We start from the raw sequence: 17,548 nt of genomic DNA on the forward strand, positions 1-17,548 counted from the left end.
ATTAATCACGATTCATCAAATAAAGGGTTCTAGAAACATTTTGTCTACCCTTATGGAGCACGATTTAAAGATTTTTTGTAATATGGTTTGATGTTTTTTAAGTATGGATTGAGACTATAACCTGGCGACATAAGCAACAGGCTGCTTCAACACGTCATTTGGAGCTAGGGAAAACTTCCCGAGGGGCCAGATCAACCCGCCTCAAGTTTGCACGCAGCTGCGTGAGTTCGCCAGTTCTGACTTTATCAAGCTGCACTAAGGCTGCCAAATCATAGATCGCAGAAGCTGTTGCCCACCCAACGACACCGCCTACAGGCTGCATGGCCCCACGAATCACAAAATCAATAACTCGATTAGCAGAGTCCGAAATGACAAAGGGAAACCAAGAGTCCTCTTTTCGCGTTCTATAATTGTAGAAGCTTAACTCCCGTGGCAAGGTTTTTTCCTTAAACGTAGGCAGCGGGTCAAATGCACGGTCTTTCCGGCAATATTCATTAGCTACATGGACAGGTACATCGCGCTGCAAGATACCTACTTTCCTCCAGGCAACCTCCATAGCATCCCAATTTCGTGTACTCAACCAGACGTCGTAACCCTTAATATAATTTTCTAGAGCTGTTTTGAGGGGGGTAAAATCAAAATGTTTGGAACCCTTTATCTCGACGCCATGTTGTATGTACGTCAAGCCATTCACTTCGATATCCTCACAGCGCTTGAGCATAGCTGCTCTGGTTTCTGCGTCCATGTATTTTTCCAGCATACGGCACATGTGAGTGTCCTTTGCCCAGTAGGCGTATTCATATGCTGTGATGTTTTTAAAGGTTCTACCCGAATAGTCAGTTAATGTGCCACACTGTAATTGCAATTCAGGGTGCATATCGACTATCTTTTCTGCTCTATCCTGTTGTCCAGTTGCTGTATTCAACAACAATAAAGAGAGTAAATCACCCAGTCGATTGGGTTGGAATAGGGCATGTGCTCTTTTGTGTGTTCTTATTAGTGCGCTGATATCTTTATCTGTTTTGGGGTCTTTCTTTTTGAGAAAGTCGCCAATTCTTGTAAGAGTCTCGTGAGAAATGGTTTCGAAGTAAGGAAATTGATTCATCAAATCAATTATCTCTTGCGGCAGGTCGTGAATCTCAGATAAATTACTAATCAATTCAAGTTGCTGATTTGGAAGCAAATGATGAAAATTCAAAAATTGATTTTTAATTTTATTGGGTATGCCTGTGAATGCAGTATTGTTTTCTTTAATCTGTTTGACAACTTTTGCATATGACAATTCAAAATGAGTGCCTAGTTCTGGCTTTTCAATTTTGTATTCTGCCATGTCAAAACACGCTCAAGTGATTTAGTTGGTGACTGATTGTATCACAAAATGCTCTTTATGTGTAATAAGTGATTAAAAAGGCCGTTATTATATCTTTAAGGGATATAGAATTGATTTCTAAAAAACTATGAATATTCGATTCGATGATGAAAAGTGTAGCAATCTTAGTAAGACTGGATCTCAATGTTGAGCATGCGGCAAGCATTTAAGATTTCTTCAACGCACAACTCATTATCATTAGAATAATAAAAAAAGTCTCTGTGAATGTTACTACTGATAGAATTTAACGAGCAGCCATAAATCGAAGAAATGGCACTCTGCCTGCCGTCTGAAAGACTCACTCTGCTGTAGTCACTGGATAAAAAACAGGTCATTTCTGGGTTATTAGAAAAAATGGAAGTTAAAAAAAATGAGTTAAAGCACTGACACGCGAATACATTGTTATGAAACAATAAAACAATTGTAATCAATATGATTAAAAAATTATTTTTAAAAGTGAGTATCATGATCAGCACCTCAGCAAATCCATTTACTAAATTATAGAATACTGATTCTTACATACTCATTTTATACGGTTCATTGAAGAATATATTGAGGCTTACTGTTTATCTGTTCATCACAAAATTGAACTAAACCCTGAATACGGTATTGATCCAACAGAGTAAAAAAAGAAGGATGGGGCAGATCGATATTATTATTTTTTATGAAATTATGGACTGCTTTTCCATATTGTTTCATTTTACGCTCATGGTACATGTTCTTTCCACGGCTAAAGATTTGATTGGAGTTACATAGTTCTAAATCTTTGTGAGCAGTTGTTTCTGCTGTTTCTTGGCTTTCAGATTCTAAAGCAACATCAATTAGACTTTTCCCGGCATAATGATCATAAAAACTGTCAAAAGCATTTTGGCCTTCTCTCAAAAGAAGATAAGTTGCTTCATAATCTGAAAGCCAAGCTCCAGCTGAATTATTATCAAAACAACATTATTTTAACCTCCAAAGAGATTTGGCTGATTTGCGTGAGGCATGCCGTACATTAGCATTAAAATAAGAGAAAATATTCATTTAAAGAATCACACAAGAATCAAGGAAAATGAGGAGTAGATAACTCAAAATAGCTCATAGTGAATAAAAAATCACTTTAAAATGATACCTTAGAAAAAAATTTTCTAAAAAATTTTTGTTCAGGAAGTGATGACCTTAATCAGCCTGATGAGCCAAAATGTGTAAGGAAGGTAAATAGTATGAAATTAAGTGACAATGGCAAGACTCTCCTTGAAGTTACTGAGGGTGATATCAAAGAAGATGGTTCGTTTGATATTCCGGCAGGGGTTACCTCTATTGGAGCAGGGGCATTTAGAGGTTGCAGCGGTTTACAGAACATCACCATCCCCGCAGGGGTTACCTCTATTGGAAGGGCAGCATTTAGAGCTTGCAGTGGCTTACAGAACATCACCATTCCACAAGGGATTGCTTCTATTGGAGAAGGAGCATTTTATGACTGCAGCGGTTTACAGAGTATCACCATACCCGAAGGGGTAACCTCTATTAAAGATGGGGCATTTGAGGGTTGCATTGGCTTACAGAGCATCACCATACCCAAAGGAGTAACCTCTATTGGAGACGCGGCATTTGCTTATTGCAGCGGTTTACAGAGCATCACCATTCCCATAGGGGTTACCTCAATAGGAAAATGGGCATTTGCTTATTGCAGCGGTTTACAGAGCATCATCATTCCCCTAGGGGTTACCTCTATTGGAAATGCGACATTTGAGGGGTGCAGTGGATTACAGAGCATCACCATTCCCATAGGGGTTACCTCTATTAAAGTATGGGCATTTAGCGGTTGCAGTGGTTTACAGAGCATTACTATTCCCGCAGGAGTTTCCTCTATTGGAAGCGATGCATTTTATGGATGCCCCAACTTGGATAGTATCGTGATCGCAAGCCAAAGTGAGGCGGTTAGAAACAGCATTGCTTCGTTATTACCTGATGATTTAAAGTCCAAAGTAATCTTAAAGGAGCTTGCGGACGAGGTTTTTAAATTTCGCGATGCAGAACTGTCGCGTTTGCTGCAAGTTCCTGAAACCAATCCTTTATTTCGTTTTTTTAATATGAAGTCACACCACAGTTCGCGGGTTAAAGGGGCAAATGGAGTGGAAGGAGAGTGCAGCAAACTACCTGATGAACTGTTGCAGACGATAAATCGTTTTAGTGGCGATAATCGCTATTACCAAAAAGCCCAAAGACGCATACGGGGTTTGCCTTTGCCTGCGAATGCAGATGCAGTGCGGGATTATAAAAACAAGATAACCGCAATCGTCAATGAATCCATGAGCAAGGCAAAAGAATTTTCGCAGCGTATTGATGAGGCGCCTGATAACAGAGCAATACAGTGGTGTACTATTCTTTAGCGGAATAATGCCTTTTAAGTCATTCCGGGATTCATTCTCGTAGATTCACCGCTGGAGTAGGTAAAGATCCCTGGCTTTTATGTTAATCATCACTCTTATGGTATAATGCGCAAAAATAGATCAGAAAAGACATAATAATATCAAAAATCACTTGAAATTTTTTTAGCTCTGGAGGTGATCAAGTCTTTATCAGCCTGATGAGCGAAAATGTGTAAGGAAGGAAAATAGTATGAAACTAAGTGGCGATGGCAAGACTCTCCTTGAAGTTACTGCGGGTGATATCAAAGAAGATGGTTCGTTTGATATTCCGGCAGGGGTTACCTCTATTGGAATGTGGGCCTTTGATGGCTGCAGCGGTTTACAGAGCATCACCATTCCACAAGGAGTTAATTCTATTGGAGAAGCGGCATTTAGAGGTTGCAGTGGCTTACAGAGCATTACCATTCCACAAGGGATTACTTCTATTGGAGCAGCAGCATTTTATGGCTGCAGCGGCTTACAGAGCATCATCATTCCCGTAGGGGTTACCTCTATTGGAATGGCGACATTTGAGGGTTGCATTCGCTTACAGAGCATCACCATACCCGCAGGATTAACCTCTATTGATGGCTGGGCGTTTCAGGGTTGCAGTGGCTTACAGAGCGTCACCATTCCCGAAGGAGTTACCTCTATTGAGAACTATGCATTTAGAAGTTGCAGTGGCTTACAGAGCATCGCCATTCCCCAGGGAGTTACCTCTATTGGAGTAGAGACATTTCTCGGTTGCAGCGGTTTACAGAGCCTTACCATTCCACAAGGGGTAACCTCTATTGAAATACGGGCATTTAGCGGTTGCAGTGGTTTACAGAGCATCACTATCCCTGCAGAAGTTACCTTTATTGGAAGCGATGCATTTGATGGATGCTCCAACTTGGATAGTATCGTGATTACAAGCCAAAGTGAGGCGGTTAGAAACAGCATTGCTTCGTTATTACCTGATGATTTAAAGTCCAAAGTAATCTTAAAGGAGCTTGCGGACGAGGTTTTTAAATTTCGCGATGCAGAACTGTCGCGTTTGCTGCAAGTTCCTGAAACCAATCCTTTATTTCGTTTTTTTAATATGAAGTCACACCACAGTTCGCGGGTTAAAGGGGCAAATGGAGTGGAAGGAGAGTGCAGCAAACTACCTGATGAACTGTTGCAGACGATAAATCGTTTTAGTGGCGATAATCGCTATTACCAAAAAGCCCAAAGACGCATACGGGGTTTGCCTTTGCCTGCGAATGCAGATGCAGTGCGGGATTATAAAAACAAGATAACCGCAATCGTCAATGAATCCATGAGCAAGGCAAAGAATTTTCGCAGCGTATTGATGAGGCAGCTGATAAGGGAGCGTTGCAAAGGGCGGAAGCGAGCAGAACGAGGGTTGCTTTGAGCCGGTAAGGATGACGTTTTGGATCACTTCTAGATCCGTTTCATTAATTTAAATTAACCAAGGATCCGTTCAGGGAAATTATTGATTCGACGCTTACTTCATTCGCTGTTCGGCGCTTGTCGGGCGCTTAACAGCATCCAAAAGGTTATACCGAATTTTGTGCCTGGCTTCACATTTTGTCGAAACTACGGCCCTTCTGGTTCATAGTTTTTTTATTTTAAAAATTCAATAATCAATAGGTTGCGATCGATTCCAAGTATAAAAAAAAACTGCAGGTACTGGCATTATGAAGGATTCTGTCACAGTTATTTACCCTTGTATTTTGAAAACATTATGTTTTATTTTTAGCACAAATATGAATCCAATTGATTTTCTAAAAAATTATAAGAAGGGTTCATTTTATCTATTAGTCGATAGGTGATGCTGGTATGAATATCCCAAAATTAGTGCTTTGACCTCTCATTTGTAATTTATTGCCCATAAAATAATTTATCTGGTATATTTGTGTTTTTAGTGTTCAAATGCAAGTCTTTTATTCGATCAATGTACTAATTCATTTTAGCTCTCTTAAGACTGGTTTTTAGAGATTAACTACGAATTAAAATCCCAAATAAAAAAGCGAGAATCATACATGAAGATGATGTCTGTTATTGGTATAAACCTTGAATTAACAAAATGGATAGTAACTGAGTCCAAATCTCCCTTCGATGAGGAGGATAATCTGTGTGTTTATGAGTGCACTAAGCCAGAAGATGCTGAGCAGATGATGGAAACTATAAAATCAGCATTCGAAACGGATGATTCTATGGATTTGGATGTAGGAGAGCAAGAATCTCCATTAAGGGATTATTGTCTAGAAACACATGGAAATTATGTTGTTGCATCCATGAAATTTTTGGAAAGGGTATTTTGATGGTAAAGTTGAGGAAGTTCATCAGGAACATAAATTTGATAATGAATTTTTCTTAATCGACAAGTTAATGAATGACGAGAATGAGTCCTTTAGCTCCCGTTTGATTGTAGTACGTACCAGTGAAAACTCAATAATAATTAAACGTATGGTACCGGAACAAATTGAGGAGCCTGATTTAATTGATTTTGCGGAAGAATATCTAGGTGCTGTTCCATATAGTAAGAGGTGTAAGGAGGGTACTGCGCAGATAAAAGCAGCATACAGTTTTAATGGACTATTTTTACCTGGTGATAATTTTAATGTACTTTGGTTGCCTGCTAAACCGTATCAAGGAAATGCTATGTTTACAGCCTATGGTTGTTCGAGTCATAGAATTGCCAAAATGTTGGAAGCAAAAATTAGAAATGATGAAAAAATGAAAGCAACTTCGCCGCCAGGTCATAGTGAACACATTACTATGGCGAGTGAGGGACCTATTTTACTGGTTTCAGGTGATTATTTAGAACAAATTTATGGTAAACCCATTTATGTTCCTCTCATCAATGATTTGGTAAAGCAAGGCCTTGCAGATAAACAGGCGGAACAACGAGCAACAGTTGTAGATAAAGTTTTATCGGGAAATGGGATAAAAAAGCGCAATTAAAAAGCCAGATCCATCTTTTGAAATTACAAAACAAAACAACACCAACTTTCTTCGCACCTCAAATAATTTCAATCGGGAAACAATAGTAATCTTCATTGGGTATCTTCATTGAATGGTAAAACTGTTGTTCCAACACTTGATACGCTTCTATCTCCTGGCATTTCTATTGAGAGAAATACTATTGTTCTAAGACCTGATCCACTGCCATATCCTTTTCCCGTGACCCAAAATTCTACTCAGAATACAACAAAGTTGGTTGCTCCGAGAACTCAATCAATGTTCCATGTTTCTCATGAAGACGAACCTTTAAAAGAGCTTACTGAAGAGGAATATTTGGGATTCTTCCAGTGATAGAAAAAAGATAGTTAAATTCTCCGTGTTGTAGCTTTATTAGACAGAACTCAATATATCTAACTTATTGAGTTCTTTATTTAATATGAATTGTATATCTATAAAATCAGTGCATTGCGAGGTTCTGATTTTTCCAATAAATGTCTGCAACTGTTGAATGTGATGCAAAAATAGTCAGTCCATGCAAAAACCAATTCTTTTGAGTAAATTATCACCCTTATGATATAATGGTCAAAATTAATCCACAATGATTTAATTGCGATGAAAAATCGATTTTTAAAATTTTTTCTCTGCAGGCTGTAAAATCCTTGTGAGCATGACCAGTCAAAATGTGTCAGGGAGTATGGTGTAGTATGAAATTAAGTGACAATGGCAAGATCTTGCTTAAAGTGACTGAGGAAGATATCAACGAAGAGGGTTCTTTTGATATTCCGGCAGGGGTTAGCACTATTGGAGAAGAGGCATTTAGAGACTGTAGTAAATTAAAGCATCTTATTATTCCAGAAGGGGTTGTTTCTATTAAAAGCTCGGCATTTATGTACTGTAGTGAGTTGCAGAGCATTGTGATCCCACCTGGGGTTACCTCTATTGAGGGTTATGCATTTTATGGTTGCAGTGGAATACGCAGTCTCGTCATCCCTAAAGGAGTTAACCGAATACAAATAAGGACATTTCATGGTTGCAGTGGATTAGAGAGCATTATTATTCCACAAGGAGTTACTGCTATTGAATTCGGTGCATTTTATGGTTGTAGTAGATTACAAAGCATCATCATCCCAGAAGGGGTTACTTCTATTGGGGCTGGTGCATTTAATGGATGCAGTGAATTACAGAGGATCTCTATCCCCAAAGGAGTTAGCACCATTGGAAACCAATCTTTTATGGACTGCACTAGGTTACAGAGGATCACCATTCCTGAACAAGTGACTTCTATTAATTATGAGGCCTTTTATCGCTGCAGCAGATTGGAAACAATAACCATTCAAGAGGGAATTATTTCTATTGATAAATCAGCTTTTAGTGAGTGCCCCAGGTTACAGAACATCGTGATTGCTAGCCAAAGTGAGGCGGTAAGAGAACGTATTAGTGGATTATTACCTAAGCCTTTAAAAAACAGAGTAATTTTGAAGGAACTTGCGGAAGAGGTTTTTAAATTCCGCGATGCTGAACTGTCTCGTCTGGTACAAATCCCAGAAACCAATCCCTTATTTCGTTTTTTTCATATGAAGTCACGACATAGTTCCAGGGTTCCAGGAGAAAATGGAGTGGAGCAAGAATGCCGCAAACTACCTGATGAACTGTTGCAAACGATAAATTGTTTTAGTGATGATAATCGCTATTATCAAAAAGCGCGAAGACGCATAATGCGCCTGACTTTACCTGCCAATGCAGAGGCATTGCAGGATTATAAAAATAAAGTAACTGCAATCGTTAATGAATGCGTGAGCAAAGCAAAAGAGTTCACGCATCATGTCAATGCGGCCAAGGATCAGGGATCAATACACAGGGCCGAGGAGAGCAGGACAAGGGTGGCCTTGATCAGGTAAGGACGGAGTTTTTGGTTATTTGTGGATGCGTTTTCATTTATTGGGGGAGCACATTTTCAGATATTGAAGTTACATAACATCAATAATGCTTAAATACCATGCATGATTTCGGTGCGATATAATTTATGTCTGGATAGACAGTATAAAATATAGAAATAAAACCATAAACTTTTATAATAATATCTGCATTTTCTTTTACGATATTTCTATGTTTCGATTTGCCCTGTTGCTGTGTTTTATCAGCTCATTTGTTTATGCTCAATCGCCAGAATTTTTTTCACAATCTAGGATAATTACATCGCAATTCTTGGAGAAACATCCTGAAACCATTTATTGTCAATGTAGTGATGGAACTAAAGAACTGACTTTAGAGAGCTGTGGTATCCCGGCTGAGGATTCAATGAAACGTGCTTTTTGCATTGAGTGGAAGCATGTTATGGCGGCCGAATATTTTGCACAGCCATTTGAATATTGGCGCGAGCCAATGGAGGAGGGTGATCATGGCCAGCCTTATAAAGAGCGAAGATGCTGTGAGAAATTCGATGAGCAATTACGTCATGTGGAAGCTGACCTTTATAATTTATGGCCAGAAATAGGCATGATGAATCAAGCCCACTCGAATTATCAATTGAGCGGGCTACATCAACAAATTGATTATTTAGGGTGTGCGATGAAAATTGATAAAGGTTCTCATTGCGCAGATCCACCTGATTCAGCCAAAGGCCTTGTCGCGCGTACTTTTTTGTTTATGGCGGAACATTATGGACTTACCTTAAGCCCATCACAAAAAAAATTATTTATTGCCTGGAATAAAGCATTTAAGCCTAATATATGGGAAAAACAATGGGCGTTACAAGTGGCGTTGATTGAGGGGTATGAAAGCTCCTACATGACTCATTGGCAAGTCAAGGCACATATAGCACTCTAAGCAGAAGCCACCGTTAAAGAGCCTATACTGACACTAATTCTTTCAATTGACCAATGTGTGGCCGATTTGCTTATGTGATGACTTATGACACATTAAAATATCAATTTCATCTCCTCCTTTGAAACGTTCAGACGGAATAATTAAAAAATTTAAGAATAAAATATATTTTTGTAATTTTCTTTTGAATTCAGGAACTTTTTTTCAATAATCCTATTTAAACTTAAAGTCAGTTTATCTCCCTAACAAACAGGATGTTGATATATAAATCAATAAGCTTGTAATGTATAATTTCTTTTTCAATTTTGAATCATTTGTTTTTTTATAGCTCAATAATTCGAATTAATTTTTTAATGGTCCGAAAACTGTTCCTCTCTAAATCGTATTTACCAAGGTGAAATTGTGCACAAAAAAATTGAAATCTTAAATCGTATAAAACCAGTCTCTACCATCTGCCTCTTAACTAAATCTGGAAAAATGCCCTTTTTTGATGTTCGTACTGAGGTAACCCAGCAATATGGAACTTTTTTTTTAGATCGAGTTATGACACCAAAGGGGTTGGCGACAGTCATTGGTCAGTATAATGGGTACTTATGGTTATGGATCGATGGTGAGGCAGGACCAACCTATTGGGATCATGTTGTCGGTAATGTTTTCAACTTAGCTGGATTTAGTCCAGCTAAAGACACTAATTATCCTGATGCAGTAAAAAAAGCACTCAATACAGCGATTGGATTTGAAATCCCCTTCGATGAGCTCACTTCTCTTGATTTATTAATACTAATAAACGAATTAGACCAGTATAGCCCTGAATCTCTGGCAGACTTACTAAAGAGAAATTTAAAGATTGATCCTCAGAATATGAGCAAGCAACTTGGTTTACTGATTCAAAAATTTAACACTTTATCTGTTTCTGATTTAGAGTTTCTTGCGGAACTTGCAGAACCAGTTCCGGAGTCTAAAGGATCAGAACTCGTTCATTTTATTCAAGATACAAAACTGGGTGATGTTGCCAAGACGGAAGCAAGTACGATAAACCAAACAGTGATAAATTTACAAATCCAGATTGATGAACTTGCAGAGAAACTGAAGTTGGTACAGAAAGAAACCCAGCCCTTGCTCTATGATATCCTCAGTAAACTTAAAGTAAATTTGGAAGAAAGCCGACTTAATTTAAGTCTTACTGCAGAAGCCTTGAATAGTGTCGCTGTCGCCCCCCAACTGACTTATCTAAAAAGAATAAGTCTATTCCATTCGTTTAATATTCTGATTAAAGTACTTATGGAGGTTTATCTTGAGTTGCAAATGAATCAAGACCGTCCTTCGGACCTAGGGCATTATCTTCAGGGGGTGTGCAAAATCACACAATTTTTATATGACCATGGCCATTATTTTTTTGATGTAGAGGCAGAGCAGAGCGCCAATAATAACAATAAAGAAGGAGCGTCTGAATCATTCAGTCGCCTTGAACTGATGTATCTTTTCTTATTAATTAGCGGTCATGCTGCGATGTCAAAAAAATTATCAGCATGTGTGTATCTTGAGATTTTAGATGCATTGAGAATCAAGTCGAATGCTGATGAAAATATGCCTGAAACTTTTGATATATCGCATTTTGTTTCGCAGAAACCGGATGACTTTATCAAACTCTACCGTTCGTTCTTTGTTGAGGAAGGAATATTCAGACAAAAAGTTGAAGAATTAATTGGGAAAAAACATCCTATTTTATTAACAGAATTAGGCAAGTTAACCTGTTACTATGCTGCGGCTTTGGAAGCTAGGGCACGGCGTGCTGATGCAAAACCCGGAGCTCAAAGCGAAGTCAATTATTATTTGAAACAGGGAGTCAATTATCTCTTACAGGCATTAAAACAAGGCTTGCCTCAGGCTGCTGAAGCTATTGATATCTTATTAACTAACAATAAAAAGCGAATAGGGCTTGGTGCTGAATTAGCCAAAGAGATGGCTTCCCATTTTTCTAAAGTAAGAAATTTTGCTAAGGCACACTATTATTTGGATATTGCTTTGAAATTTCAAGACAAGGGGACTAAGGCATTCCAGCAAGAATTAGATATTATGCAAATTGAGCTCACTCTTTTAGAGCAGGGTAAGGGACAAGAACAAGCGATTTCAAGATTATTTCAGCTAATAAAAGAAGGCAGTCAATCCGCTCTTGCTTTACTTAACAAATTAAGTGTTGAAGTACCTGCGATTGCTTTTGCTGCAGTAGTTTATTGGCATCGAGAAGATATTACCAAACTTTCATCCGAAATATTAAAATGTGCAGCAAAAGAGAAACCTGATGAGGTTGCGTGGTTTCAAAATCGTTATCAAGTAGTTTGTGAAGGACAACAACCTAATCTTGCGTTAATCCTGAAGGCAGTCAAAGTAGGTTTTGCTCCGGCGATTGTTGAATTGAATGGATTACTCGTCAGTAACGCTGACTATTTACAAGAAAATACAGATGAGATTCTGCCGATTCTTTCAGACTTTGATATCTCTCAACATATTACCCCAGGGTGTTTGGTTGCTCTTCTTGTAAATTATCATATACAGAACGATTTATCAGATGAAGCCTTGAATAAATTCATATACGCATTGGCTCATACTTCTTTTAAAAAGCCAAGCACACAGCTTGAGTTACTCATACTGGTGCTTCGCGATTTAAGAGCTTCGATTGGCTCCGATGAGCTGATTTCTGTTCTCCATGCAATTAAAAGAATCGGAGGACTGGCAAAAGAAAATCATGATTTAATGAAAACAATTGCTACTCTAATAATTGAGCGAGAGGCCGCTGAAGATAAGTCGATGTTTCATTTTTTCGTGCAAGAATTTATCCCTAACACTCCAGCGTTAGCTCGTGCCCTTTATAATGATGACGTGGCATGGGATATATTAAAAAACAATAATCAAATACTTGATCTGATTATTGAGGTTATTGAAGATAATGAAGATTCTATGGAAAAAAGTGCACACAGCAACTTATCACTATTTAATGAGAAAAATAAAGAAAATCAACAGGTCAAATTATCAAGAGAAGAAAACGGTATTGATATGGATCTCAATTCCAAAACGTCTCAAAATGGCTATGATGAATCAGGTAAGGCAGAGGTACCTGAAGACCGAAGCTCTTTTTCTTTGTCCCAATAATAATGATTTTTTGCTCAATCTCTGGCCGCAACCTAAAAGTTGCGGCGATTTCTTCCAAATCATAACCAAGTACAATCATCAATCCAAAAACTTTCTTTTTACAATTTGATACTCTCCCCAGGGGAGGAGGTATTGCTTTGATTTTTTACGTTATATGATTCTATCGCATTTTGCATCATTTCAACTGCCTCATAAAATTGATCTTGAAGATCCTCAGGAAGTTGCTTTAGGTAATTAACGGTATCGATGTTATTTGGTGCAAAAAGATCACTTGAAAGATAATTGGGATTTCGCAAAACTTCCTTCATTTCGTTTTCAAGACATAAATACTCTTCAACCATCTCTTTAACCGACCAGCCAGGAATATTATTTGAATTTGTTAATATAACAGGTAATAAATTGTTACTCATCAATAAATAAAATGTTAAAAGCATGGAACATGTACGACCCACACCATCAGGAAATGGATGATGTAAAACCGTGTATTTTATATATTTGAATATGGCTGTTAATTTCTCCTGCTTTGAATTTGATTCCGCGATCTCTTTTCTATAAGTCATTAAATGTGAGTGACACACTTCATTAAGGTATTGTTCTACATCAACAATCTTTTCATTCATTTCAGAGGAGCGGATGCTTATTTCCTGTCCTTGCTTGAGCATATCCCAAATTAATAGAGCCTTTTCTCCAGGATCAAAATCTTTATCTCTTGTGCTGACAAGAACGTTACCATTATTAGCAATAAAAGAGATTCCTCTACACTCAGGAGTCTTCATATATTGCAAAATTTCAAAAATACCGTCCAATGTATTTAGTTTCGAGTCCAATCCCCATCCTACAAACGAGTTTTTTCTGAACTCACCTGGTCTTGTAATCGTAAATAGATTCTTGACACACCGGGTACATGACGCATGAAGAGATTTTATGAATTCTATATCAAAAACCGCATCAGGCTCATGTAACTTTTTTATAATAAGGACAAAACCATGAGCCATACCAAGCAGATAACCAGGCTCTGATTGCTCAAAACCAGTCCAGTATCTACGCTTTTCGATATAATCTTTAAGTAATTGTTGGTCTTGTTCCTCAAACTTAAAAAAATGAATAATTAAATTCAACAAATTTAAATTAGAGAATCCTCTAGTTGCCAGCTGATAGAGTTCATTTAGTTTAACCGTTTCTAAATACTCCATGATTTCCTCTTTCCCGAGGATCCTGTAAGCGCCATGAAAATTAATTTTAATACCTTCCAGGCATTTAATAAGCAAATCGTAAGCAAATTGTCTGTCATCATACCGCGAGCGTTCAACAAAAAAACGCCAAAGTTCGATACATGGAAAATGTTGTAAGAAATATTGAGTTATGTTTTTTTCACTATTAGATACTGAGAAAAAAGTTTTTTTCATACGAAATACCTCTGTATTTTCTATTCTTTGTTTTGCAATAACCTGAATCACAGGTTCAAAATGTTCATTCGGCAAAAAGTAGATATGTATCAACAAAAACTATGGAGAAATTCGTGATCAGAAATTAGAGATTTATAAATAAGAAACAGTCTGTTAACCCTACGCGAAGCATGAAGAATGGAACATTGTGTGCTTAAAAATACATAAGGGACTTTTATGATATATTGGGACTGATTCACTTAAATACCTACCTCAACAAAGCTGTGCTATTGCTCATAGTTTATTGATTGAGAGTAACTAAGTTTACCTGTCCTCCATTCATCCATGCTTGACATTCGTCTTATAATTGGATGAATAATTAATATTCAGGCCAAATTATATCTGGGTTTTATTAAGAGATTATTAAAAAAACTTCAAAAGCAACTTCGAATGGCTCAAATTACCAGCTACCAAACCGGTAAATGCGAGCGATTGCTCTTCATCTGCTACATCATGTTTATAGATAAGATGAAAATTGCATGATTTGATCACGCGGTAATTTCAGGTAAAGTACTTGTATAAAATGAACAAGCAAGTGAGAGTTGAGATTATGAGTGACGCCATGCATAGTGTTTGTCCCCGCTGCCATACCTTCAATACGGCTACAAATGGGACCATAAATATAGGGACACAGGATTAACAGCTCTGCTCCAAAATTGAAACTTATCAAAAGCATAGAAATTAAGCCTGGCTTTATGAGTTAATTAATTTAAATCATACAGAAAATGAGGGTAGGTCGTGAATGAAATTCATCCAAAATTCAAAACCTGCCACATATCCGCATATCAAAAAGAGATCAAAACTCAGCTGAGTATGGGAAAATTCAAAGCACTTATTTTTAACTTAGGGATAATGAACTATGATGGACAAAAATGAGAGGCAGACAACGTTAATTAAAAAAAATAACAACTTTGGTATTCCTACAGGATTAGTTGCTCAAAAAAGAGCAGTATTAATTGCTGCAAAAGAACAGTCTAGTTTAAGGGCAATGGCACCCGTGAATACTACCCCTCTGACTCATCTTACCAGGTCAAGACCAAAGTTTGAGCATAGAAAACCTTCACCAAAACGACGAAAAGTGAACCAATTAGCACTCGATTTTTTAAAAAAAAATGAGCAAAAACCAGGTGAATCTCCCGATAGGGACTTCACTACAGATTCACTCAAAGTTTTGAAGAAAAGCATAGAAGATGCTTGGACTGCTTACAATCAATACTATGAACTGGGTGTCAATACTGGCCAGCCTAATGGATGGTTTAGTTGGTGGCGCCATGGAGTTGATGGACAAAAAAAGGCGCAATCGGTTAAAAACGCAGCCTTGGCAAGCGACAATCCTGATGTAATTATGCAGCAGATGGAACTTTTTTTTGAGGATCCGAATACGCGATTTGAAAATCACTCTTTTGCCTCCTACTTATATGCAGAATTCAATCGCTTATTACAAGGCCAAGAATATAAACTACAAGCGGAAAAAATTTATGATAAAAAGTACTGGTATACCATTGCTGAGCAATTGCGCCCATTATTGACTAAAGAAGAGTATGAGCATAGCTCGTATACAACAGGACAGTGATCTCAGTTTAAAAACCCTGAGGAGGCTATCAGTCATTTTTAATAATTGCTGTACTTTTTTCGACGGGGACGGACTCGAAGCATCTCCTGCTCATTTGCATAACGGAACCAATTTTAGCGAGTGCAAGTCGAGTCTTATCCGACATATGCTCTATGAGAACGATTTGCCAACTCAGTGGCGGGAAGGTTCATTAATGGGAATAATAATCGAAATATGAGCTGTAATATTTCTATATTCCAGTAATTTAAAGTACTCGTAAAGTTCATTCCTGATTTTTTGATCACCTTTTGACCAACTAAACCGAACCTATACACGACCTAGCAAGTATAAAATTAAAAAAATTATTAAAATAGTTCCTATAATTCCTGATGGTGCATATCCCCACTCTCTACTATGGCCCCATGTTGGCAAGGCACCAATTAAAATGAGTATTAAAACCACAATTAATATTGTACTAAGCATTATGTTCCTCCTTGAAATTACATCCATACATTAACTTTAGCATAGAAAGGCAGTAAACGCTGCGGAAGCTGATTTTTGCTGTATCAGTTAATCCTCCAACGCAAGTTACGAAGAATCAAATAGTAGTCTAGAATTAACGAAAGCTCATTTACATTAATAACATCAATACATCGTTAAAACTAGGAGTAATAAAATGAAGAAAATGGAATGTTCGAAGATCACATGTCTTTGGACGCTTCGCTTTGAAGTGCTAGGGGTTATCCTATTGGCTATCGCAACCGGTTTAACTATCTTCACTCACAGTAGTCTTGGAATAGTCGCATTATTTGCCGCAGGAGTTGTTTTATGTCTGTTTAATAAGCTGTGTTGTTATGTCTGCCCATCAAAACACGTATCTTGCCCTGTTTGTGACATGCCTCATTCTTATCACTCAGAAGAACCTGAACAAACACAGGAAGAAGAAGAGAGTGAAGCAAAACAAGCCATGGATAATGAGGGGGGAAATCAAGTTAACAGGACAAAATAATCTATTCACAGAAAGAAATCGCTTTTAATTGCAGCGATATGTCTAATTTTTTACAACATGGTGAGAGTGGATCACATATATCCACAACACTCTATAGTAAGTATCACCTTTCATTTTCATAAACTTACGGCATATAAATTACACCAACCGAGCTAAATAGGAGCAATTATCATCTATAATTAAAATGGTGGTTGTAGTTTAATGATTAAATTGTAAATGCGGTTTCTGGATAACAAACAAGGAGTATAAAATGCCTATTGGAGTTTTGTTTTGGGTTCTGATGCTCATTTGGTTACTTTTCGGATTGTATTGGCATCGAAATGAGTTTTCTCGTGGCAGCTATGGTATCGTTGGTGGCAATATAATGTTATTCATTTTATTAGCCATAATAGGCTGGAAAGTTTTTGGCCCCATCTTTCATTAGATCTTGCTCCAAGCGTTCATTGATGAGATACGACGATAAAATGCCTTATCAAAAAGGTTTTTGCAATCCTTAGTGAAGGGGAGCAATGAATTAAAAATTCAGAGGCCGAGCTGTCAAAAAATTAAAAGATTGTCTCTGAAATAATGACGAAAACGGTGAAACCTTCGGAGCAGAAGAAAACTGCAAATAAAAATAAAATTATCGCTATTAAGAATACCTTGATGAAATAAAAAATAAACCGCATCCAATAGTTCACCCGTACAAAATAGAGTGAAGTCGGAACAAAAAGCAACCAAGTCTACACGAAAACAGGATGTATCTGCTCACATGAGCGCTTTGCCTGAGAACAAGATATCCGCGCGCAAAACGGTGCTGTCAGAGAGTAAGATGGTTATATCCCGGATGACTCAGTAATCTACCTGATATCCAGA

14 protein-coding genes are annotated in these 17,548 nt (G+C 37.6%); 10 read left to right on the forward strand and 4 right to left on the reverse strand.

All coding sequences use genetic code 11. From position 1 onward, the window contains the following. Positions 1–154: 154 nt before the first annotated feature. Positions 155–1,330, reverse strand: coding sequence for a hypothetical protein (locus tag EL022_RS10160; protein ID WP_028381783.1), 1,176 nt, complete (start codon positions 1,328–1,330; stop codon positions 155–157). Positions 1,331–1,906: 576 nt separating this feature from the next. Beyond that, on the reverse strand, positions 1,907–2,251 hold the full coding sequence (locus EL022_RS10165) for a hypothetical protein (RefSeq protein WP_028381782.1): 345 nt from the start codon (positions 2,249–2,251) through the stop codon (positions 1,907–1,909). 323 nt (positions 2,252–2,574) lie between these two features. On the opposite strand from EL022_RS10165, the gene EL022_RS10170 reads away from it, so the two are divergent. The 7 genes from EL022_RS10170 (at position 2,575) to EL022_RS10200 (ending at position 12,687) form a co-directional block, all read left to right on the forward strand. After that, on the forward strand, positions 2,575–3,744 hold the full coding sequence (locus tag EL022_RS10170; RefSeq protein WP_126325180.1) for a leucine-rich repeat domain-containing protein: 1,170 nt from the start codon (positions 2,575–2,577) through the stop codon (positions 3,742–3,744). A gap of 229 nt (positions 3,745–3,973) precedes the next feature. Beyond that, the gene (locus tag EL022_RS10175; RefSeq protein ID WP_126325182.1) at positions 3,974–5,158 is read left to right on the forward strand and encodes a leucine-rich repeat domain-containing protein; all 1,185 of its coding nucleotides are present in this window, start codon (positions 3,974–3,976) and stop codon (positions 5,156–5,158) included. A 631-nt stretch (positions 5,159–5,789) separates the two neighbouring features. Beyond that, on the forward strand, positions 5,790–6,071 hold the full coding sequence (locus tag EL022_RS10180) for a hypothetical protein (protein WP_126325184.1): 282 nt from the start codon (positions 5,790–5,792) through the stop codon (positions 6,069–6,071). Positions 6,072–6,138: 67 nt separating this feature from the next. Continuing rightward, a complete protein-coding gene (locus EL022_RS10185; RefSeq protein WP_126325186.1) occupies positions 6,139–6,714 on the forward strand; it encodes a hypothetical protein in 576 nt (191 codons plus the stop codon). Positions 6,715–7,418: 704 nt separating this feature from the next. After that, positions 7,419–8,612 carry a leucine-rich repeat domain-containing protein gene (locus EL022_RS10190; RefSeq protein WP_051544424.1) on the forward strand — a complete coding sequence of 398 codons (1,194 nt, stop codon included), beginning with the start codon at positions 7,419–7,421 and terminating at the stop codon, positions 8,610–8,612. A 208-nt stretch (positions 8,613–8,820) separates the two neighbouring features. Beyond that, entirely contained in the window at positions 8,821–9,540 is a 720-nt protein-coding gene (locus tag EL022_RS10195) for an endonuclease (protein ID WP_028380682.1), read from the forward strand. 399 nt (positions 9,541–9,939) lie between these two features. Further along, on the forward strand, positions 9,940–12,687 hold the full coding sequence (locus EL022_RS10200; RefSeq protein ID WP_028380681.1) for a hypothetical protein: 2,748 nt from the start codon (positions 9,940–9,942) through the stop codon (positions 12,685–12,687). A 98-nt stretch (positions 12,688–12,785) separates the two neighbouring features. Here the strand turns inward: EL022_RS10200 and EL022_RS10205 are convergent, their stop codons facing one another. Next, positions 12,786–14,093: a hypothetical protein gene (locus EL022_RS10205; RefSeq protein WP_028380680.1), complete on the reverse strand. Its 1,308-nt coding sequence runs from the start codon at positions 14,091–14,093 to the stop codon at positions 12,786–12,788. An 898-nt stretch (positions 14,094–14,991) separates the two neighbouring features. On the opposite strand from EL022_RS10205, the gene EL022_RS10210 reads away from it, so the two are divergent. Further along, a complete protein-coding gene (locus tag EL022_RS10210; RefSeq protein WP_126325189.1) occupies positions 14,992–15,705 on the forward strand; it encodes a hypothetical protein in 714 nt (237 codons plus the stop codon). Between the two features lie 306 nt (positions 15,706–16,011). Here the strand turns inward: EL022_RS10210 and EL022_RS10215 are convergent, their stop codons facing one another. After that, complete coding sequence (locus tag EL022_RS10215; protein WP_051544423.1) at positions 16,012–16,194, reverse strand: DUF3309 domain-containing protein; 183 nt, start codon at positions 16,192–16,194, stop codon at positions 16,012–16,014. Positions 16,195–16,360: 166 nt separating this feature from the next. Between EL022_RS10215 and EL022_RS10220 the strand changes: the two genes are divergently transcribed. Both EL022_RS10220 and EL022_RS16080 read left to right on the forward strand, forming a co-directional pair. Further along, positions 16,361–16,693 carry a hypothetical protein gene (locus EL022_RS10220; RefSeq protein WP_028380677.1) on the forward strand — a complete coding sequence of 111 codons (333 nt, stop codon included), beginning with the start codon at positions 16,361–16,363 and terminating at the stop codon, positions 16,691–16,693. A gap of 250 nt (positions 16,694–16,943) precedes the next feature. After that, a complete protein-coding gene (locus EL022_RS16080) occupies positions 16,944–17,117 on the forward strand; it encodes a hypothetical protein (RefSeq protein ID WP_155832649.1) in 174 nt (57 codons plus the stop codon). The last annotated feature ends 431 nt before the right edge of the window (positions 17,118–17,548 follow it).

Source organism: Legionella cherrii (genome assembly GCF_900635815.1).
GTDB classification, from domain to species: Bacteria; Pseudomonadota; Gammaproteobacteria; order Legionellales; family Legionellaceae; genus Legionella; species Legionella cherrii.

Coding starts and splice junctions, on each gene's coding strand:
- EL022_RS10180 (WP_126325184.1), top strand. CDS start 5,790: ATGAAGATGATGTCTGTTATTGGTATAAACCTTGAATTAACAAAATGG.
- EL022_RS10160 (WP_028381783.1), bottom strand. CDS start 1,330: ATGGCAGAATACAAAATTGAAAAGCCAGAACTAGGCACTCATTTTGAA.
- EL022_RS10170 (WP_126325180.1), top strand. CDS start 2,575: ATGAAATTAAGTGACAATGGCAAGACTCTCCTTGAAGTTACTGAGGGT.
- EL022_RS16080 (WP_155832649.1), top strand. CDS start 16,944: ATGCCTATTGGAGTTTTGTTTTGGGTTCTGATGCTCATTTGGTTACTT.
- EL022_RS10190 (WP_051544424.1), top strand. CDS start 7,419: ATGAAATTAAGTGACAATGGCAAGATCTTGCTTAAAGTGACTGAGGAA.
- EL022_RS10205 (WP_028380680.1), bottom strand. CDS start 14,093: ATGAAAAAAACTTTTTTCTCAGTATCTAATAGTGAAAAAAACATAACT.
- EL022_RS10220 (WP_028380677.1), top strand. CDS start 16,361: ATGAAGAAAATGGAATGTTCGAAGATCACATGTCTTTGGACGCTTCGC.
- EL022_RS10195 (WP_028380682.1), top strand. CDS start 8,821: ATGTTTCGATTTGCCCTGTTGCTGTGTTTTATCAGCTCATTTGTTTAT.
- EL022_RS10175 (WP_126325182.1), top strand. CDS start 3,974: ATGAAACTAAGTGGCGATGGCAAGACTCTCCTTGAAGTTACTGCGGGT.
- EL022_RS10215 (WP_051544423.1), bottom strand. CDS start 16,194: ATGGATGTAATTTCAAGGAGGAACATAATGCTTAGTACAATATTAATT.
- EL022_RS10210 (WP_126325189.1), top strand. CDS start 14,992: ATGATGGACAAAAATGAGAGGCAGACAACGTTAATTAAAAAAAATAAC.
- EL022_RS10185 (WP_126325186.1), top strand. CDS start 6,139: ATGAATGACGAGAATGAGTCCTTTAGCTCCCGTTTGATTGTAGTACGT.